The sequence below is a fragment of the Thiomicrorhabdus sp. Kp2 genome (assembly GCF_000478585.1).
Lineage (GTDB): Bacteria > Pseudomonadota > Gammaproteobacteria > Thiomicrospirales > Thiomicrospiraceae > Thiomicrorhabdus.
On sequence record NZ_ARWI01000001.1, the window covers coordinates 1689635 to 1706834 of the forward strand.

General features: G+C 40.8%; 15 protein-coding genes and 1 tRNA gene. 6 read left to right on the forward strand and 10 right to left on the reverse strand.

The features are described 5' to 3' along the window. Window positions 1-102 precede the first annotated feature (102 nt). The 4 genes from A379_RS07835 to A379_RS07850 are packed head-to-tail and all read right to left on the reverse strand — an operon-like array spanning window position 103 to window position 4099. Window positions 103-1398, reverse strand: a complete 1296-nt coding sequence (locus A379_RS07835) for a hypothetical protein (protein WP_040727313.1) — start codon at window positions 1396-1398, stop codon at window positions 103-105. Beyond that, complete coding sequence (locus tag A379_RS07840) at window positions 1395-2150, reverse strand: outer membrane lipoprotein-sorting protein (RefSeq protein ID WP_198525660.1); 756 nt, start codon at window positions 2148-2150, stop codon at window positions 1395-1397. Before A379_RS07840 ends, A379_RS07835 begins: the two co-directional genes overlap by 4 nt. A 12-nt stretch (window positions 2151-2162) precedes the next feature. Beyond that, entirely contained in the window at window positions 2163-3404 is a 1242-nt protein-coding gene (locus A379_RS07845) for an ABC transporter permease (protein ID WP_040727315.1), read from the reverse strand. Beyond that, entirely contained in the window at window positions 3404-4099 is a 696-nt protein-coding gene (locus A379_RS07850; RefSeq protein WP_040727317.1) for an ABC transporter ATP-binding protein, read from the reverse strand. The genes A379_RS07845 and A379_RS07850 overlap by 1 nt, the downstream gene beginning before the upstream one ends. A 152-nt stretch (window positions 4100-4251) precedes the next feature. On the opposite strand from A379_RS07850, the gene aroK reads away from it, so the two are divergent. The 5 genes from aroK (at window position 4252) to A379_RS07875 (ending at window position 7784) form a co-directional block, all read left to right on the forward strand. Beyond that, window positions 4252-4776: a shikimate kinase AroK gene (aroK, locus tag A379_RS07855; protein ID WP_040727319.1), complete on the forward strand. Its 525-nt coding sequence runs from the start codon at window positions 4252-4254 to the stop codon at window positions 4774-4776. Window positions 4777-4811: 35 nt separating this feature from the next. After that, window positions 4812-5894 (forward strand): 3-dehydroquinate synthase, encoded by a 1083-nt coding sequence (gene aroB, locus A379_RS07860; protein ID WP_040727321.1) that lies wholly within the window; start codon window positions 4812-4814, stop codon window positions 5892-5894. 38 nt (window positions 5895-5932) lie between these two features. Beyond that, the gene (locus tag A379_RS07865) at window positions 5933-6829 is read left to right on the forward strand and encodes a D-hexose-6-phosphate mutarotase (RefSeq protein WP_040727323.1); all 897 of its coding nucleotides are present in this window, start codon (window positions 5933-5935) and stop codon (window positions 6827-6829) included. A 306-nt stretch (window positions 6830-7135) separates the two neighbouring features. Then, window positions 7136-7672: a hypothetical protein gene (locus tag A379_RS07870; RefSeq protein ID WP_051145094.1), complete on the forward strand. Its 537-nt coding sequence runs from the start codon at window positions 7136-7138 to the stop codon at window positions 7670-7672. 36 nt (window positions 7673-7708) lie between these two features. After that, a tRNA-Arg gene (locus A379_RS07875) sits at window positions 7709-7784 on the forward strand. A 4-nt stretch (window positions 7785-7788) separates the two neighbouring features. Here A379_RS07875 and A379_RS07880 read toward each other — a convergent pair. The 6 genes from A379_RS07880 to purT all read right to left on the reverse strand — a co-directional run bounded on the left by A379_RS07880 (window position 7789) and on the right by purT (window position 15461). Next, a complete protein-coding gene (locus A379_RS07880) occupies window positions 7789-8979 on the reverse strand; it encodes a pyridoxal phosphate-dependent aminotransferase (protein ID WP_040728899.1) in 1191 nt (396 codons plus the stop codon). An 85-nt stretch (window positions 8980-9064) separates the two neighbouring features. After that, window positions 9065-11197: a 5-histidylcysteine sulfoxide synthase gene (ovoA, locus tag A379_RS07885; RefSeq protein WP_040727325.1), complete on the reverse strand. Its 2133-nt coding sequence runs from the start codon at window positions 11195-11197 to the stop codon at window positions 9065-9067. 134 nt (window positions 11198-11331) lie between these two features. Next, on the reverse strand, window positions 11332-12036 hold the full coding sequence (locus A379_RS07890; RefSeq protein WP_040727327.1) for a YoaK family protein: 705 nt from the start codon (window positions 12034-12036) through the stop codon (window positions 11332-11334). Window positions 12037-12123: 87 nt separating this feature from the next. Further along, complete coding sequence (rpoH, locus tag A379_RS07895; RefSeq protein ID WP_081696375.1) at window positions 12124-13011, reverse strand: RNA polymerase sigma factor RpoH; 888 nt, start codon at window positions 13009-13011, stop codon at window positions 12124-12126. 424 nt (window positions 13012-13435) lie between these two features. Beyond that, window positions 13436-13870, reverse strand: a complete 435-nt coding sequence (gene fliS, locus A379_RS07900; RefSeq protein ID WP_040727328.1) for a flagellar export chaperone FliS — start codon at window positions 13868-13870, stop codon at window positions 13436-13438. Between the two features lie 400 nt (window positions 13871-14270). Further along, complete coding sequence (gene purT, locus A379_RS07905) at window positions 14271-15461, reverse strand: formate-dependent phosphoribosylglycinamide formyltransferase (RefSeq protein WP_040727329.1); 1191 nt, start codon at window positions 15459-15461, stop codon at window positions 14271-14273. 184 nt (window positions 15462-15645) lie between these two features. On the opposite strand from purT, the gene A379_RS07910 reads away from it, so the two are divergent. After that, window positions 15646-17184 (forward strand): bifunctional diguanylate cyclase/phosphodiesterase, encoded by a 1539-nt coding sequence (locus A379_RS07910; RefSeq protein ID WP_040727330.1) that lies wholly within the window; start codon window positions 15646-15648, stop codon window positions 17182-17184. Window positions 17185-17200: the final 16 nt, after the last annotated feature.

Here is a 17200-nt window from a genome sequence, read left to right on the forward strand (position 1 = left end):
AAATTGAAAGTGGTGGAGTATTTTAACAGAGAATTTGATGGGTTTGGCAATCTAGCTGAACCAAAAGATAGATTTAGGTAAATCCATTATAAATCAGTGGGCTTAAAAGAAAACTCGTGCTCTGAATTCCAATTTTAAGTCCGTTAATTTTTCCGCAAATTCGCTATTGTTAGAACCTTGAAATGTGGTGGCTCTAAAGCGTAGTTCGCTGTTTTTATAACCTGTATAAATCAGCTCAGGTGTGAGTAGGTAGCTACTGTCTTCTAAATTAGAAATTAGGGTTAAGGCGGAATTCAAATAGACGATATCGGCAAAATCTTTTTGGCTGGCTTTTATATACAGATAGTTTTGTCTTGAATTGCTTAAAGAGTAGCTGCCCTGTTTGGCTTGCTGCGCTAATTGATAATCCAATGGACTGGTATCAGGATCGCTTTTGGCGAGCGAATAAAAGTCGGTCATTTCATTGGTGCTATAACCTTGTGGATTATGTAGCCACTCTACAATCCAGGTGAGATCGGTGGTTGTTAAATAGCGAATTCCAACTAAACTTTGAAAGGTAGATTCGATTGTGGATGCTAAGCTAGGCGTGTCAGTGATTTGTGTTTGAAAAACTTGATCACGGTATGCAAAGTCGCCATGCAGTTCAAAGTTAGTGGCTAAGTTGGTGGCAAAACTCATTCCATAATCGGTATTGGTTTCTGCGGAGTGGCGTAGATAGAAATCAATATCGGTGTCAGCGACTAATAGGTAAAGTTTTCCGCCAAAAAACAGGCTTTCAGTTGTATTGCTGGAAAAGTCTTCGTTTAGAGTGTCGGAAACGGGAATCGCAAAAAAGGCGGCAGAAACCGTTTTTACCAGGCCTGGTAAACTTTTAGTGTATTCACCACCCGCTAAAATAAAGCCTTCTCGGTTGATTTCAGGGTCATCAGGATTTTTAGCTCGTTCTAGAAATCCAACAGGATTCCAAGCGTATCCTTTACCCCATTTTATAGCACGTTTACCTAAATCAAATGACCATTGGTTGCTAGGTTGATAACGCCAAAAACCTTCTTGTAAGGTGTGCTCGGTGGTTTGAGTCAAAATATCATCTTGCCATAAAGACAAACTGCGAAAATTGAGTGAGCTTTTATCAAAACGGTATAAGCCGTTCAGTTCTAGTTCACTGTTATAGCGTTGAAAATCTTGTGGTTTTGCGGGCGGTTTAAATGCAAGATTGCTTAGGGCTGAATTTGGGTTAATATTGAGTTGCGTAGCCATTAGGTCAAAATGGCCGTTAAACTCGTAAGGCTTCTTTTCATAGGCACTAACATTAAAGCTAAACTCTTCGGCATTGGCGAGATTAAATACCATTTGTAGAGTTACCAGGCCTGTTAAAACCGTTAATCGAACGGGTTTCATTCTCTTAATTCACCAATTTTGGACATATAACCTAGTGTAAAGACTTCTTCATTAAATTCTCTTGGTTTAATGCCATCAAACAGCATGACGGATTTAAATCCTTTATATAAAGGGCTGTCGGTTTCTAGCATGGCGGGGCGAATATAACCATTGCCAAAATCTTTTATTTTGCTGTAATGCAGGGTTTTAATGAGCATGCCGCTGGCGGAATAGGCTTCAATTTTAATCGGTGTTTTGTGGTTTTTATCTACCCACATTTTAAGTTGGTCATAAGCAACCGAACGGTTTTTGGCTTTGAGTGTTAATAGATAGAGATCATTCTCTTCGGTGATGTTTTCAGCACTGTATTCGGTACTGTAGTCGAGCTGAAGAATGTCCGAATTATTAAAAACACCGCCCACCACGGACTGCAAGCTTGTGATGCGCAGTGGTTTGCCTACATTGGGAATATATAACCACATATTGTCGCCCACACGTAAACTGCTTCGGCCTCGTTCACTTGCAGGGTCTAAAAAGAGTGCCACTACATTTTCTTTGCCTTTTTTAACGGTATAGAGCACAAACTCTTTGCGGTCGCCATCGGGTTCAATATTAATGAGTTTTCGGTACATTTCGTAAGACTCAGGCTGTAAACGTGCATCCACTTCTTTTAATAACGAATTCGCCTCTAAGGTATCTGACCAGGCCTGGTGAGAAAAAAGTAAGCAGCTTAATATCAAAAGGTATCGCATTTGTTGCTGGAAACAATTCATTATGTTCTCCTTTTAAACTTGTCGTAACGCTTCAACAGGATTGAGTTTTGAAGCTTTCCATGCGGGTTGCAGGCTCGCTAAAATGGCCGCTAAAATAACCGTGCCTGATGCAAATAGTGCATCACTTATCGTCAGGACAGGATAGAGTACCAGGCCTGTTTGGCGACCAAAGGCAAAACTGATTTCGGCTTGTTGTAAGCCAAAAATAATCAGTAAACTAATAAGAATGCCCAAAACTGCACCAACAATGCCTAATAATAAACCCTCTGTTAAAAACAGCGCTAAGATGGTTCTGGGTTGCGTGCCCATAGCGGCCAAGGTGCCAATTTCGCGAACACGTTCATATACCGCCATAATCATGACATTCATCACACTAATTAAAACGATGGCAACCAACATGATTTTGATAAACAGAGTCATTAAATCAATCATTTTTGCAATATTGGCAAAGGGTGAAAGCTTGTCCCAACTGTGGATTTCAAAAGCGGGTTTATCCATTTGATTTTTCATCTGTCCTAGGGTTTCTTGCAAGGCTTTTTGGGCGGGTTTTTCCAGTTCAGCCGATTTTAATCGAATCGCTATCTCGCTGATTTCGTTGTCTTCAATGCGCAGTAATTCACGAGCGTCGTCTATATGAATATAACCATCACGCCCGCCTGGACCAGACAGACCTTCTAAGATGCCGTGAACAACAAAGTTAATGCCATTGACTGAACCATCTCGGTTGGTGGCGACAAGCACCACAGGGTCGCCCACTTTAACCTTGAGCCCTTTGGCAATCAGTTCAGGTATTAATAGCTTGCCCCGTTCAATTAGGGTTTGAGGTTGTTCACCAAGAATACGTTGTGACAACTCTGGACAAGCGGCTATCTCTTTTTCAGGGATAACGCCATTTAAACGAATACTGGTGGTTTCTGAAAAGTTACTGAACATGGCACCTAGTTTAATGCGCGGAGACCAAGCTTCTACTTGTGGCATTTGGGCTAGTTGTTGTTCGGCTTTTTCAACCATTTTAGGTTTCATATTAAGGGTGAGAGGTAGGCTGTCAATGGAGGATACATAGCCTTTTTTGTGGATTTGTAAATGTCCCATCATCGAGTCGGTAATTTGACCAACCATCATCGCTTTAAATGATCCAGAGGTACTGACAAATAACAGCATGGCTACCACACCCAGCGTAATTAGTATGGTGGTTAAAAGGGTACGACGTTGATAACGTAATAAGTTACGGCTGGCAATGCGTAGAATTTTCATTAGGCTTGCCCTCCCTGAATATGTTGTGAGAGCTTTCCATCCTCAAGCGTAAACAAAACTTCTGCGGCATCCATGATTTTGGTGTCATGGGTGGAGAAAATAAACGTGGTATTGAATTCATCGCGCATCTGTTTCATTAAATCAATAATACGAAATGCGGTGTCGTGGTCTAAATTGGCGGTGGGTTCATCGGCCAAAATCAACTTGGCTTTAGAGGCTAAAGCACGCGCCACGGCAACACGTTGCTTTTGACCACCAGAAAGTTGGTGCGGAAACTTATTGGCTTGGTCACTAATGCCTACGGCTTCCATGAGTGTATTTACACGTTGTTGCCGTTCATTAGTGGGCCAGTTTTGTACCATTAAAAGAGGGTATTCGATGTTTTCGGCCACCGTTAAAACAGGTATCAAATTGAAGTCTTGAAAAATAAACCCCACGGTTTCGCCACGGAATTTAGCCGCTTGTTGGCGATTTAAACGGCTAATATCAACGCCATCCACTTTAAGAGTACCATCTGTAGGTTTGTCTAAACAACCAATCATATTCAGAAGTGTGCTTTTGCCGCTACCTGAAGGCCCAACAAAGGAGACAAAAGCCCCGCTATGAATGACAAAATCGACACCTTGAATGGCATTGACGGTTTCGCCACCCATTGCATAAGATTTAGTCAAATTTAATGCTTCAACCAGCTTCATACACATTCCTTTTGCACAATGGTTTTTTTTACGTATTTTAAAAAGACTTTAACACAAAAAAGAGAGCTGGCTTAAATGATAAATTTAATTTTTTTGTGAATTTAACTCGGTATAACCTAAGGCAAAATAAGAAAATCCTTTATAATGAACAAATGTATAAAGAAAGTATATTTTTAGTAGGTCCTATGGGGGCTGGAAAGTCCACCGTAGGCAAATTATTAGCCGAAAAGTTGCACTACAGTTTTGTCGACAGCGATCATGAGATTGAGGCTCGAACGGGCGCGACGATTCCGATGATTTTTGATATTGAGGGTGAGACGGGTTTTCGAACTCGAGAAGCCGCGATGATTGATGAATTATCGGAGCGTTCAGAAGTGGTATTGGCAACAGGTGGCGGTGCGGTTGAAACGGAAAGTAATCGACAGCATTTGCGTTCCCGTGGATTTGTGGTCTATTTAAAGTCTCCCGTTGAGTCTTTAATTCAACGTACCAAACATGATCGTAATCGCCCCTTGTTGCAAACAGAGAACCCTGCACAAGTGTTAAGAGATTTGATGAAACGTCGTGAACCCTGGTATTTAGAGATGGCCGATTTGGTGATTGAAACACAGCAAGTACCCGTGCACCGTGTGGTCAAACAAATTATCGATTGTTTAGAATCTGAGCAGATCGTTTAGCTTAGTCAACAGAATAAAAAGTAAGAGAAAACAGCGTGAAAACATTAAAGGTTGAATTAGGGGATAGAAGTTATCCTATTTTTATTGGTCAAGGCTTAATGGGTAATGCCGAGTTGGTTAAGCCCTATGTGAAAGGCCAACAAGTCTTAATTGTCACCAATACCACAGTGGCGCCACTCTATTTAGAGGCTTGTAAAAAAGCCTTTGCTGACTTTAATGTTCAATCAGTGGTGTTGCCTGATGGTGAAGAGTATAAAAACCTAGAAACCTTAAACTTGGTGTTTGATAAGTTGATTGGTGAACGTTTTGATCGTAGTTGCACTTTGATTGCGTTAGGTGGTGGAGTGATTGGCGATATGACGGGGTTTGCCGCGGCCGCTTTTCAGCGAGGTGTGAACTTTATTCAAATGCCAACCACCTTGCTTTCTCAAGTAGATTCATCGGTAGGTGGCAAAACAGGTGTGAATCATCCATTAGGCAAAAATATGATTGGGGCATTTCATCAGCCAGAGTGTGTGGTGATTGATACCGAAACCTTAAATACCTTAGAAGATCGCCAGCTCTCGGCAGGCCTGGCAGAAGTGATTAAATACGGTTTGATTCAAGATTTAGAATTTTTTGAGTGGCTAGAAGCCAATATTGAAAAGCTGCTTAATCGTGAACCAGAAGCATTGTCATACGCCATTGAACGTTCTTGCCAAGATAAAGCCGATATTGTGGCTAAGGATGAAAAAGAAGCTGGGCTTCGAGCATTATTCAATTTAGGTCACACCTTTGGTCACGCGATTGAAGCGGGTATGGGTTATGGCAACTGGTTACATGGTGAGGGCGTGAGCGCTGGCTCTATGCAAGCGGTTTATATGTCTAAGTTATTAGGCAATCTTACCCAAGCTGACCAAGAGCGAATTCAAGCGATTTTTGAGCGTGCTAAATTACCTGTGGTTCCGCCATCGGTTGAAGAGATGAGTAATGAAAAGTATTTAGGCCTAATGGCGGGTGATAAAAAAGTACAAGCAGGTACTATCCGTTTAGTTTTACTTAAAACCATTGGTCAAGCCTATGTAACGGGTGATTATCCCCAAGCCGTTTTAGAGCAAACGCTTACTGAGTGGCGTTAAAACCGATTTAGCCTGTAACCATTTTTAGGAGTGTAAAGATGACAAGTAAATATGCAAAGCAGTTTGATGTAGAAGGCGTTAAATTTACCACTCGAGATGGTGTTGAACTGATTCATATCGAAAACCAGTTTGCCAAGGCAACCATTACCACTTATGGCGCTACTGTATTAAGTTTTATTCCAATTGGACAACGAGATGTGTTGTGGGTAAGTGATACGGCTGTTTATGATGGAACCAAGCCAGTAAGAGGTGGTGTTCCAATTTGTTGGCCATGGTTTGGGGCGGCAAATCAACCAGGCCTGCCAGCTCATGGCTTTGTGAGAAATATGGTTTGGCAAGTTGAAAAAGTAGGTAAGCTAGAAAATGGTGAAACACGTATTTCATTAGTCTGTAAGTCAAACCAAGAGACGCTTAAAGTTTGGCCACACGAATTTGAACTCAAGCTTTGTGTGCAAGTTAATTCAAGCTTAACTTTAACGCTAACTACCGTTAATTTGGGTGATGAGCCAGTAGAGATTACTGAAGCTTTGCATACTTATTTTGCGGTGGCCAATCCTATTGGGCTACCGATTAAAGGTTTAGAAAACAGTACGCACTTAGATAAGCTGATTGAGAATGCACCAGCAGAAGTTCAAAAAGAGGTGGTTGTGTTAAACCCCGCTAAAGATTCGGTATATTTAAATCAAGCGGGTGAAATCAGTATTGTGGATAGTGATAATTCACGTGAAATTATTATTGAAAAACGCAATTCACAATCGAGTGTGGTGTGGAACCCTGGTCCTGAAATTGTAAAAGGATTTGCCGATATCGATGACCAGGCCTGGTTAGAATTTGCCTGTGTAGAAAGCGGTAATGTTTTAGATAATGTGATTACGGTTCCCGCGCACTCTGAGCATTTATTAAGTGTCAAATACAGCGTAAAAACGACTTTATAGCTCCCGTATAGTAAGTGGTTTTAAATCACTTCATAATCTGGTTTATCATTTGGGCACCTCGATTAACCCCCGCCCGAAGGGGCTTAGCCAAGTTCTCCAGCTTTGCGTTGTGAACGTTTGCAAGGTCTAGACATTGCTTCACGTTCACGCCTTGATCTGACAAGCTTGGCGTTGCCAGAATTCATTGGGGTTAATCGAGGTGCCCATTTCTTAGCATCAACGAAGATGTATTGTTCTAAACCTTGAAAAAACAGAACTTTTTCAAGGTATTATTTTGTCCAAAAATTTATCATTTATGAGGTTTGCATGCTTTCTTTAGAAGCTGGTAATAAAAATAATTACATTGACGATTTATGTTTTATTCTTCCGTTAAAAACGCTAAGAACCACACCCAAGGTCTCTTTTTTTGCCATAGACGGTATTGTTGATGACTTATCGGGTGTTGACTTAGTGATGCATGAACCAGGCGGAAAAAGCCCTCTTATTGAGGGCGATGATACCTGGTATTGGTACATGCATACCGACCAAGAAGATAAATTAGTGGTACATCAAGGAAGACGTTTGGTTCAGCTCTATTCAGTAAAACATGGCCAAGTTGAAAACTTTGAAGTAACGGCGGATGCTATCTATCACAACAGCCAAAAAATCTTTGATGGTGCGGCTATTTTAGGTTGGCCAGCCAAGGTTTTTCATCGAGTGCATTCACCAGAAGGGAGTCTCTCAACCAATTATGCGGCACGTTTACCTGGTTTTGATATTGACACCAACTTTAATATTTATAAACTAGACACCCAAACAGGTCAATACCAAACAGCACGCTTAGGTGCGCTTGACCAACCTTAAATGACTCTAGGGCTTTTAAGGTAAAAATCAAACAATGCGGCCATAGTTAAACTGGATATAACTGCCCCCTCCTAAGGGGCTGTTCGGGGTTCGAGTCCTCGTGGCTGTACCAAATTCTATTGAGCAGGCAGTGAGTATATTGCCTGTCTTATCTGTTGCAAGGCTTTGTCTAAAGTGGGTTTGGGCACAGCGAGGTTGATGCGCATAAAGCCAGTTCCCGCCTTACTTTCTCCACCGAAATTTTCCCCATCATTTAAGCCAAGCTTGGCTTTATTGACTAACCAATCCTTAAGATCCGTTTGATGGGTAAATAGTGCTCTAAAATCTAACCAAACTAGGTACGAGGCTTCTGGTCGCATAACTTTAACTTGAGGCAACTCTTTTTTTAAAAACTGCTCAAGCAGATCAATATTTTGTAGGAAGTGACTAAGCAGTTCATCTCGCCACTCCTTGCCTTGCTCAGTATAAGCAGCCGTCAAGGCGATTTGGCCAAATAAGTTTACGCTATCAATCGCATTTTGTTGGCAAATTTGTAGATAATCCGCCTTGAGTTCTTTATTGGCAATAATGGCATAACCAATTTGCAATCCACCTAAATTAAAAGTCTTTCCTGGGGAGTTTAATGTGATGGTGATATTGGCAATCTTATCTGAGAGAGAGGCAATTGGAATGTGTTTATGCGGAGCATAAACCATATCGGAATGTATCTCATCTGAAACAATGGTGACTTGGTGTTTAAGGCAAATATTGGCGAGTTGTTCTAGTTCGGTTCTTAGCCAAACACGCCCCGAGGGGTTTTGTGGATTGCAAAATAAAAAAAGTTTTACAGAGTTATCCACAACCGTTTTTTCAAATTCATCAAAGTCAATTTGATAGCGTCCATCAATCAAATTGAGCGGGGCTTCAACCAGTTTTCGGTCATTAATTTCGGGCGCTTTTAAAAACGGTGGATAAATCGGTGTTTGTACCAAAACTGAATCACCAGGCCTGGTAAAAGCTGAAACCGCCATAAAGAAGCCATTAGCCACATTATGAGTAAACAGTATTTGTGAGGTTTCTACAATGTAGTCATGTTGCGCCTGCCAACCAATAATGGCTTGATACACGCCAGGAGGCGTAAGTGTATAACCTAATAAAGGGTGGTTTAAACGAGATTTAAGGACGTTCATTACAAATGGTGGGGTTGGCAAATCCATATCTGCCACCCACATTGGGATGACATCGTTTGTGCCAAATAGAGCTTGGCGTAATTCATATTTTTCGGCATGAGTGCCAGCCCTAGAGATGGACTGATTGAAGTTAAACATAATGGGTTCTTTTTCTGGTGCTAATTCATTAACGCACGTTGGTTGCGCGGTTGTATTTTTATAGCTTACCATTATTAAATACTATTTATGTAATTTTTTTCCATATTGTAAATTCAGACAGTGAATGTTGATATTTTCGCTGGGTTTCTCGAATCACAAAAGGCACGTCAAAAGGGGCTTTAACTCGAACGAAGTGTTTGTCTAGAATGGCGTGTAAACCTTCTAAAGTGGTGACATTCTCACCCGTTTTTTCATCTTTATAACCGCCTAACCAACGCGTTTTTTCGGTAAAATCTTCTAACCAGGTGTACGGAGAGCCAATCATTAAATAACCGTGGGAATTGATACGTTCATGGATCATGGTCAAAAATTTAGCGGGTTCATATAATCGGTCAATCAGGTTAACCGCAACCACCATATCGTAATCGGTAAAATGGGGTTTAAGATTGCTGGCATCTTGTTGCATAAAGGTACAACGGTCTGCTTGTTCATGGAGGTTTAAGTTGACTAATGTTTGCGCTTTAAAGTCCATGATTTCGCCTTCTTGCGGGATGGTGTAGCGGATACTTCCTGTTTCTTGCAATTGGTTGGCAACTTGGATGAAACGAGCAGAGAAGTCCAGGCCTGTTACTTCATTAAAGTGTTTTGCTAACTCAAAACTTGCACGGCCAACTGAGCAGCCCAATTCGAGAACGCTTAAATGCTCTTTTTCATTAAACTCGGCATCATTTTTAATGGTATTGATAGCAATATTTGCATACGCTTTAGCAAAGTTTTCAACCGCAAAATATTCATCCCCATAATGAAATTCGCAGTATTGAGAAACAGATTGATCGGTCTCATAGGTGGAAAACTCAGTCTGAACTTTAGCTTTTGATTCGATATAACGAAAACCAGCGTGCTGGAAGAAATGACGGCGAAATGCGTAACGTGAATACCCATTGATTTCATTACCCGTTGAAATCCAACTGCCACCTGTAAAGAGGTTATGTTTGTTATCAAAAGTCGGCATGGTAAAGTCGTCATAGAGTGGGTGAACTTTAAATCCTTCGTAAGGGTAAATTGGGGTTTGAGTCCACTGCCAAACATTGCCCAAAACATCATAAAAATCGCCTGTTCTGTTTTCATCCACAGGGGTCGATGAGGCAAATTTTTGCAAATTAAAGTTGGCTTGTTCACGATAATTCAGTGCTTGACTATGCTCTCTTAAACGCAAGTACTCATCTTCGCTTGGTAGGCGAATAGGCAGGCCTGTCTGTTGGGCTTTCCATTGGCAAAAGGCGTGTGCTTCAAGCTGGTTAACTTCAACAGGCCAGTTCCAAGGCATGGGGATCTCTTCGGTCATGCATCGTAAATACCAGGCCTGGTCACTTTTTTTGACCCAAAATGTGGGGTGTTTTACTGGGCTAAAAGTACGCCATTGATTGCCTTCATTATCCCAATATTCAGGTTTGTCATAGCCGCCATCTTCAACAAAAGCGAAATACTCTTGGTTAGAGACTAAAAAAGCAGCCGCCTTAAAAGCGGAGACTTGAGCTTGATGTTGCCCATACTCATTATCCCAGCCATAGACTGGAGCGGGATCATGGTGATTGATTAATACCTCGCCAGCAGGAACTTCACAAAGCTGGTTTTGTGGTGCTACGCCAGATTGGTCACAGATGGGAAACAGCTCATGAGATTGAACTGAGCTAATGGGCAGTTGGCGAATGAGTACGGATGAGGTTTCTAAATGGATACGTTCATGCTCTATGCCCATTAAGATTGGCCACATTGGGCTATTCCAATCAATAGGCAGTGTAAATTCAATATGGTCGATTAATTCATTTATTGCCGCTCGAACCTGGTTTCGATAAGTTCTAACTTCATCGGCTGTTGGCCAGTCATAGTGGGTTTCATCTAAATCGTCCCAAGACATTTCATCTACGCCAATGGCGCACATAGACTCTATTTTGGGGTTAATACGATTGGGTAAAAGCTTGGCTAAAGCCAGTTTGTTGGTAAAAAAAGTGGCGGTATGACCAAAATAAAAAATCAGAGGATGGCGTAATGAACAAGGGCGTTCATAAAAAGCAGAATCGGATTTTAGCGTTAAAAACAGGGCTTCATAGGCATCGTAGGTGAGATTGAAATAAGATTTAATTTCTTGGCGTTTAGCTTCAATATCTCCCGTTAAAAGCTTGGGAGGTTGGGTAATTAAATCTTCTCTCGTTAACATTGTGATTGTCCAAATATGAATGAATAATCATCATTCTAAACAATACGAGAGGATACATCAAAGGTGATTTGTATCAATTTTATTAGATTTTGTATTAATTATGTAACGGTTAAGTATAGCTTATGGGGTTTTATTCAATTTTCTTTTGGTGTGTTTTTAAATTGGTGTAGATATAGCCCACCCAAGGTTAAGCTAATGGCAGCAGGAAATATCAATGACCAGTTCGGAAAAATGCGATAGGCAAAGATACCGATAATGCCGCCAATAATAAAACCTAAAAATAACACAATTAAGACATTTCCCTGCCAAGACCAGGGGGTTTTGTTTTTAATTTTTTGGGCAACATGAACGCCTAAATCCGTTACTGTTCCAGTTACATGAGTGGTTCGAATCTGTAGTCCACGATAGCTGGCAACCAACGCATTTTGTAGGCCACAAGCAATGGCCGCTAATAAAATAGATATTTCAGATTGAATAAAGCTAAAGATCGTTGCGATGGTTAATAGTGCGCTATTAATAAGTAGGGCATAGCCATAATTTGGGGTGGTTTTGTATTTGGATTGACCAATTAGCAGGCCAGAAAGGACTGCACCGCTGAAAAATCCGCATAAAATCATGAGATTTTTTGTCAGTTCAATCCAATCGATATCAATCAATGCATCACTAATGCGAGAGCTCACCCCTGTCATTTGGCTAACAGGGATTCCAAATTCAATCAAGATAGCACTATTGATGTAACCTGCGATGAGTGTCATGGTAAAGCTAATCCAATAGAGTTTGGATAATGAAACACTAAAGTCTGTATCGCTTTCTATTTGTTCTCGAATAGGGTAAGGCACTGGCTCTCCAGAAATAAAAAAGGCCTGCTAGAAAATGAATTCTAGCAGGCCTGGTAAGTTATGCACAATAACTGTGTTCTAACTTATTTAAGCAACTAAGAGGTTTTTTAATTTATTTAATGCTTGTTGTTCTACCTGACGAATACGTTCCATTGAAACACCGTACTCAGCAGAAAGCTCTTTTAAACCAACTTTATCATCGGTTAACCAGCGTTTTTGTAGAATATCACGGCTACGATCATCCAAACTGGCGAGTGCATTTTGCATGCGGGCTAGCTCATATTCTGCCTGGTTAGATTGAACTAAAGCCGTTTCTGGATCCGCTTCCTGGCTGATTAATACTGGGAAGGTGATGTTTTCATTCTCATCATCCAGCTGCATATCCACAGATAAATCTTTACCATAAAGGCGGGTTTCCATCTCTAGAACGTCTTTACGTGTTACACCGAGTTCTTCAGCGACCGCATCGGCATCTTTATCACCAAACCACTCTAGATTTTTTTTGGTGCTACGAAGTTTAAAGAACAGTTTACGTTGCGCTTTAGTGGTGGCCGTTTTCACAATACGCCAGTTTTTAATGACATACTCATTAATTTCGGCACGAATCCAATGCACGGCAAACGTCATTAAACGCACATTCTCTTCAGGGTTAAAACGTTTTACCGCTTTCATTAAGCCAATGTTACCTTCTTGAATAATATCGCCTAAAGGTAAACCATAACCATTATAAGAACGTGCCACTGGTACCACATAACGTAGTGACGATAAAATGAGCTGACGAGCCGCTTCAACATCATCGTGGTAGTACAGTTTTTCAGCAAGTGCTTTTTCTTCATTTGCTGTCAGTTGTTGCACACTTTGAATGGTATGCAAATAACTTTCCAGGTTTTGGCCTGGCGCTAATTGGTGTGCTAATACGTGTGCAGAAGGTAAGGTCTGCGCTTGTTCTGCTTGTGGGTAAGTTGTAATTGACATACATTGCCCTCCATTAATACTTTCTTATAAAGCTAATATAACCTATTTTTAGCACTCAATGCAAGAGAGTGCTAAAACTGTTCACTATGTTTCAAGTATTGTAAAAAAGTGATTTTAAAACAATAGGTTGGTAAAAATTGCCGATTGCTATGATGATGGCTTAAAAACCGATATATCGTTTGTTTTACGAGAGTAAATAAGGCGATAGTTGCCGTTAAGATAAATATAGGCTATTTGTTAAGAAAAGTGGTATTGCCAATTTAGTGAGATAAGAGAGCTAATGAAAAAAGTGAAAGGAAAAAAAGCGAAAAGAAAAAAAGCCAAACTCAGAAAATAGAATTTGGCTTATGAGAATCATTAATTAGAGGCTTTGATGATGCAAAGCTCTCTACTATTGATAGTGTGATTTATTAATATCTAGATATTAATTGTTTTCAGGCAGCTGCCCTGTTTGCTGCATCATTTCTAACCAAGCGTCGCGAAGCTCAGTAAGGATTTCAATTGAACTATCAAGATAGAAGGTATCCTTTTCAAATACCGCTTCCTGAATACTTTGATCGGCATAACGGTAAAGTTCTTCTAAATCAAATGCTAACGGTGTGTCTTGAGTCAGGCTTAAACGATCACGAAGAGCATCAAGAATCGTAGTCATACGTCCTAAATGAAAGCCTTTTTCGACTAAAGCATGGCTTTGGTGGCAAACTTTTGCCAGGTTGCCTTTATCAACGGCACCTTGTAGTAGGAGTAAAACAGTTTTACGAGGGTTCTCGGCCAGCTGTTTTTCTGCTTCTTGGTTTCTATGATATTCTTCTAAAATTGGCGCTTTAATCTCTTGCGCTGTAGTGTTGTTTAAAGTCATGTTATTCCCCTAGTGTGTTTAGCAGTTATGGCTTTTCTTGTGTATTTTTTGCAATGCTTGATTTTTAGTATTCAAGTTTTTGCTTTATTTGTCGTTCAGCATAAGCTATGCCAAAAGAGGGGCTAAACAAAGGGTAAATAGAATTTTAGCAGTAGTTAAATGGCTTTTTAGTACTGGTAAGTTATTGAAACTAAATAATAATTTATTAATTTTGTTTTTATTAAAATATTGATTGAATAGGTTTGATTTGCTTGTTTTCAGTAGCTGGTGAGTTGCCAGGCCTGGTAGTTTAAATAAGAACTGTCAATAAATAGATGTTAAATAATTGAGTGTTAATGAATGCTTGCGGGGTGCAAGTCACTCATTAAATAGTCAATAGATAGTGGGCAGATGCACAGGGTTAAAAAGTCACTTTTACCGCATCTGCCACTCTATTGGCTTTTTCAATCGCTTTTTCAATGCTTTCAGCACGAGCAATGGCAACGCCCATTCTTCGGCGCCCATCAATATCAGGTTTACCAAATAAGCGAATTTGGGTGTCAGGTTCTGCTAGAGCTTGTTGTAGGTTAGAAAAGTTTGTTTGAGTTGAAGTGCCTGTTGGCAAGATAACGCTCGATGCGCAGAAACCATGTTGGGTAATATTGGGAATAGGCAAACCAAGAATAGCGCGTGCATGCAGGGCAAATTCAGATAGGTCTTGTGACATTAAAGTTACCAGGCCTGTATCGTGAGGGCGTGGTGAGACTTCACTAAAATAGACAGTATCACCCTTAATAAAGAGTTCTACCCCAAATAGCCCGCGCCCCGTTTCACCGCAAAGATTATTGGCCACTTTCTCGGCAATCTCTTTTGAAGTCGCTATGGCTTTTTGACTCATGGCAGCAGGTTGCCAAGATTGGCGGTAGTCGCCATCTTCTTGGTGGTGGCCAATGGGTTCACAAAAACTAATGCCATTTTCATGGCGTACCGTTAATAGAGTGATTTCATAGTCAAAATCCACAAAGCCTTCAACAATCACACGCCCTTTGCCAGCACGTCCACCTTCTTGAGCGTAGTTCCAGGCGGTTTGAATATCGTCAGCAGACTTAATCACGCTTTGCCCTTTGCCCGATGAGCTCATAATCGGTTTGACCACACACGGCATACCAATACGATTTACCGCGGCGGTAAAGTCTTCTAAGGTGTCAGAAAATTCATAAGGTGAAGTTGGGATATTTAACTCTTCGGCCGCTAAACGACGAATGCCTTCACGGTTCATTGTCAATTGCGTGGCGCGAGCGGTTGGTATTATTTTGACACCTTCGTTTTCCATTGCCGCTAAAGTATCGGTGGCAATCGCTTCGATTTCTGGCACAACCATATGCGGTTTTTCTAGTTCAATCACTTTTCTTAACGCTTCACCATCTAACATATCAATCACATGGCTACGGTCTGCAACCTGCATGGCTGGGGCATTTTGGTAACGGTCTGCGGCAATCACCTCTACGCCTAAACGCTGTAATTCAATGGCAACTTCTTTGCCTAATTCACCTGCGCCACACAATAAAACACGCACGGCTGTAGAAGAAAATGGTGTACCAATGCTAGACATGGCATCTCCTTTGCTAAGAGGTAGTTAAGAAAAACAAAGAGCCAATATATCGGCAACTTTATTCAAAACTTAAGTAAAAGTTTAAGTAAACAGTTAAAACCCGTTAAACGGTCAGAATAAAACACCGAGCATTATACGGTATTTTTGCCACCGAGACCGCCAAACGGAATACGAGGTTAACACCATGTTAGAGTTAAGCAGCGCAGTAAAAAAAGAATCGATTACTTCACCTGAAGTAGAGCGTTTTTTACAGTCTGAGCGTAACCGCACACAAACGTCGATTGAACGTCATGAAGAGGCGGGCGGTTTTAGCGTTAAAAAAATGATGCGTGCGTTACAGAATCGCTTTTCTCATACAGGTGATATCTCAAGCGAGATTGCCGAGATAGTTGAAAAACAAGTTCAATTGCGTACGCGAGAATTGTTTCGTCAGGCTAACTATGATTCTTTAACGCATTTGCCAAACCGTGCTTATTTCAATACAACTGTTGAACAACTTGTTTTAAAAGCCCAAGAAGCTAAAGCAGATTTTGGTTTACTGTTTTTAGATTTAGATGGCTTTAAAGCGGTAAACGATACCCTAGGTCATCAAGTAGGTGATGAGCTGTTACGAAATGTCAGTGCTCGCTTAATGTCGGCCACAAGAGAGGGCGATATTGTTAGTCGTCTTGGTGGAGATGAATTTGTGGTGTTGCTTGCCGATATCGCAGATAAAGAAACCATTGAAGTGGTTTGCCAGCGTATTATTAATGAAGTAAGCCGCCCTTATTGGATTAATGGTAATGACGTTGAAATCTCAATGAGCATTGGTATTTCTCGTTTTCCGTTAGATGGTAAAACATCAACAGAATTAGTTGAACATGCCGACCAAGCTCTTTATGTTTCAAAGCAGAGTGGTCGTAAAACGTATCGCTTTTATGATGAGATTGTAGAGGACGTTGTTTCACCAAAACATGTTTTGGTTAATCGTTTATATGATGCGGTGGATAATGGCCAGATTGCCTTACAATTTGAACCTCAAATAGATTTAACCTCGGGTGTCATTGTGGGCGCAAGCCTAACTGCTAAATGGGATGAGACTGAAATTGAAACACCTTATTTAGCCAGCTGGATTGAAATGTTAAATGACTCGCAAACGGGTTATACCGTTGGCGCATGGTTAATGGATTCAGGGTTGTTTTATTTAAAACAGTGGCAACAATATAATGATGCCATGATTGTTTCTATTCCTGTTATGGATGCCCTATGGAAACAGCAAGACTTAGTTATGATGCTAAATGAACGTTTTGCAAACTTTGAAGTGCCTGCTTCTCAAGTACAATTAGAGTTCTCTATTAAAACGCTAAATGAAAATGAAGCATTGCAAAATGTGTTAAATGCATTAACCGCCGCGGGGTATCAAATCACTTTAAGTGAAGTGGGCAAAACGCCACTTGATTTAGCATTATTGGCTCAGTTAAATTTACAAGAGATTAAATTAGATCGTGACTGGTTACAGACCACGATGACAAATGCAAAAGGCCAAAAATGGGTGCAAGCCCTGGTTCAGATGGCAAAAAGTTTGGACTTATGTGTGATTGCCACGGGGGTTGAAAGCCCAGAACAAGCGCAGCAATATCGTGCGATTGGCTGTTCAATGGCACAAGGTGAAAACTGGTCAGCGCCCATTGATGCAGAGCAATTACAACAAGCTATTCAACAAGAATTAACCGTGATTTCTTAATCTATAAGCCTGAAAA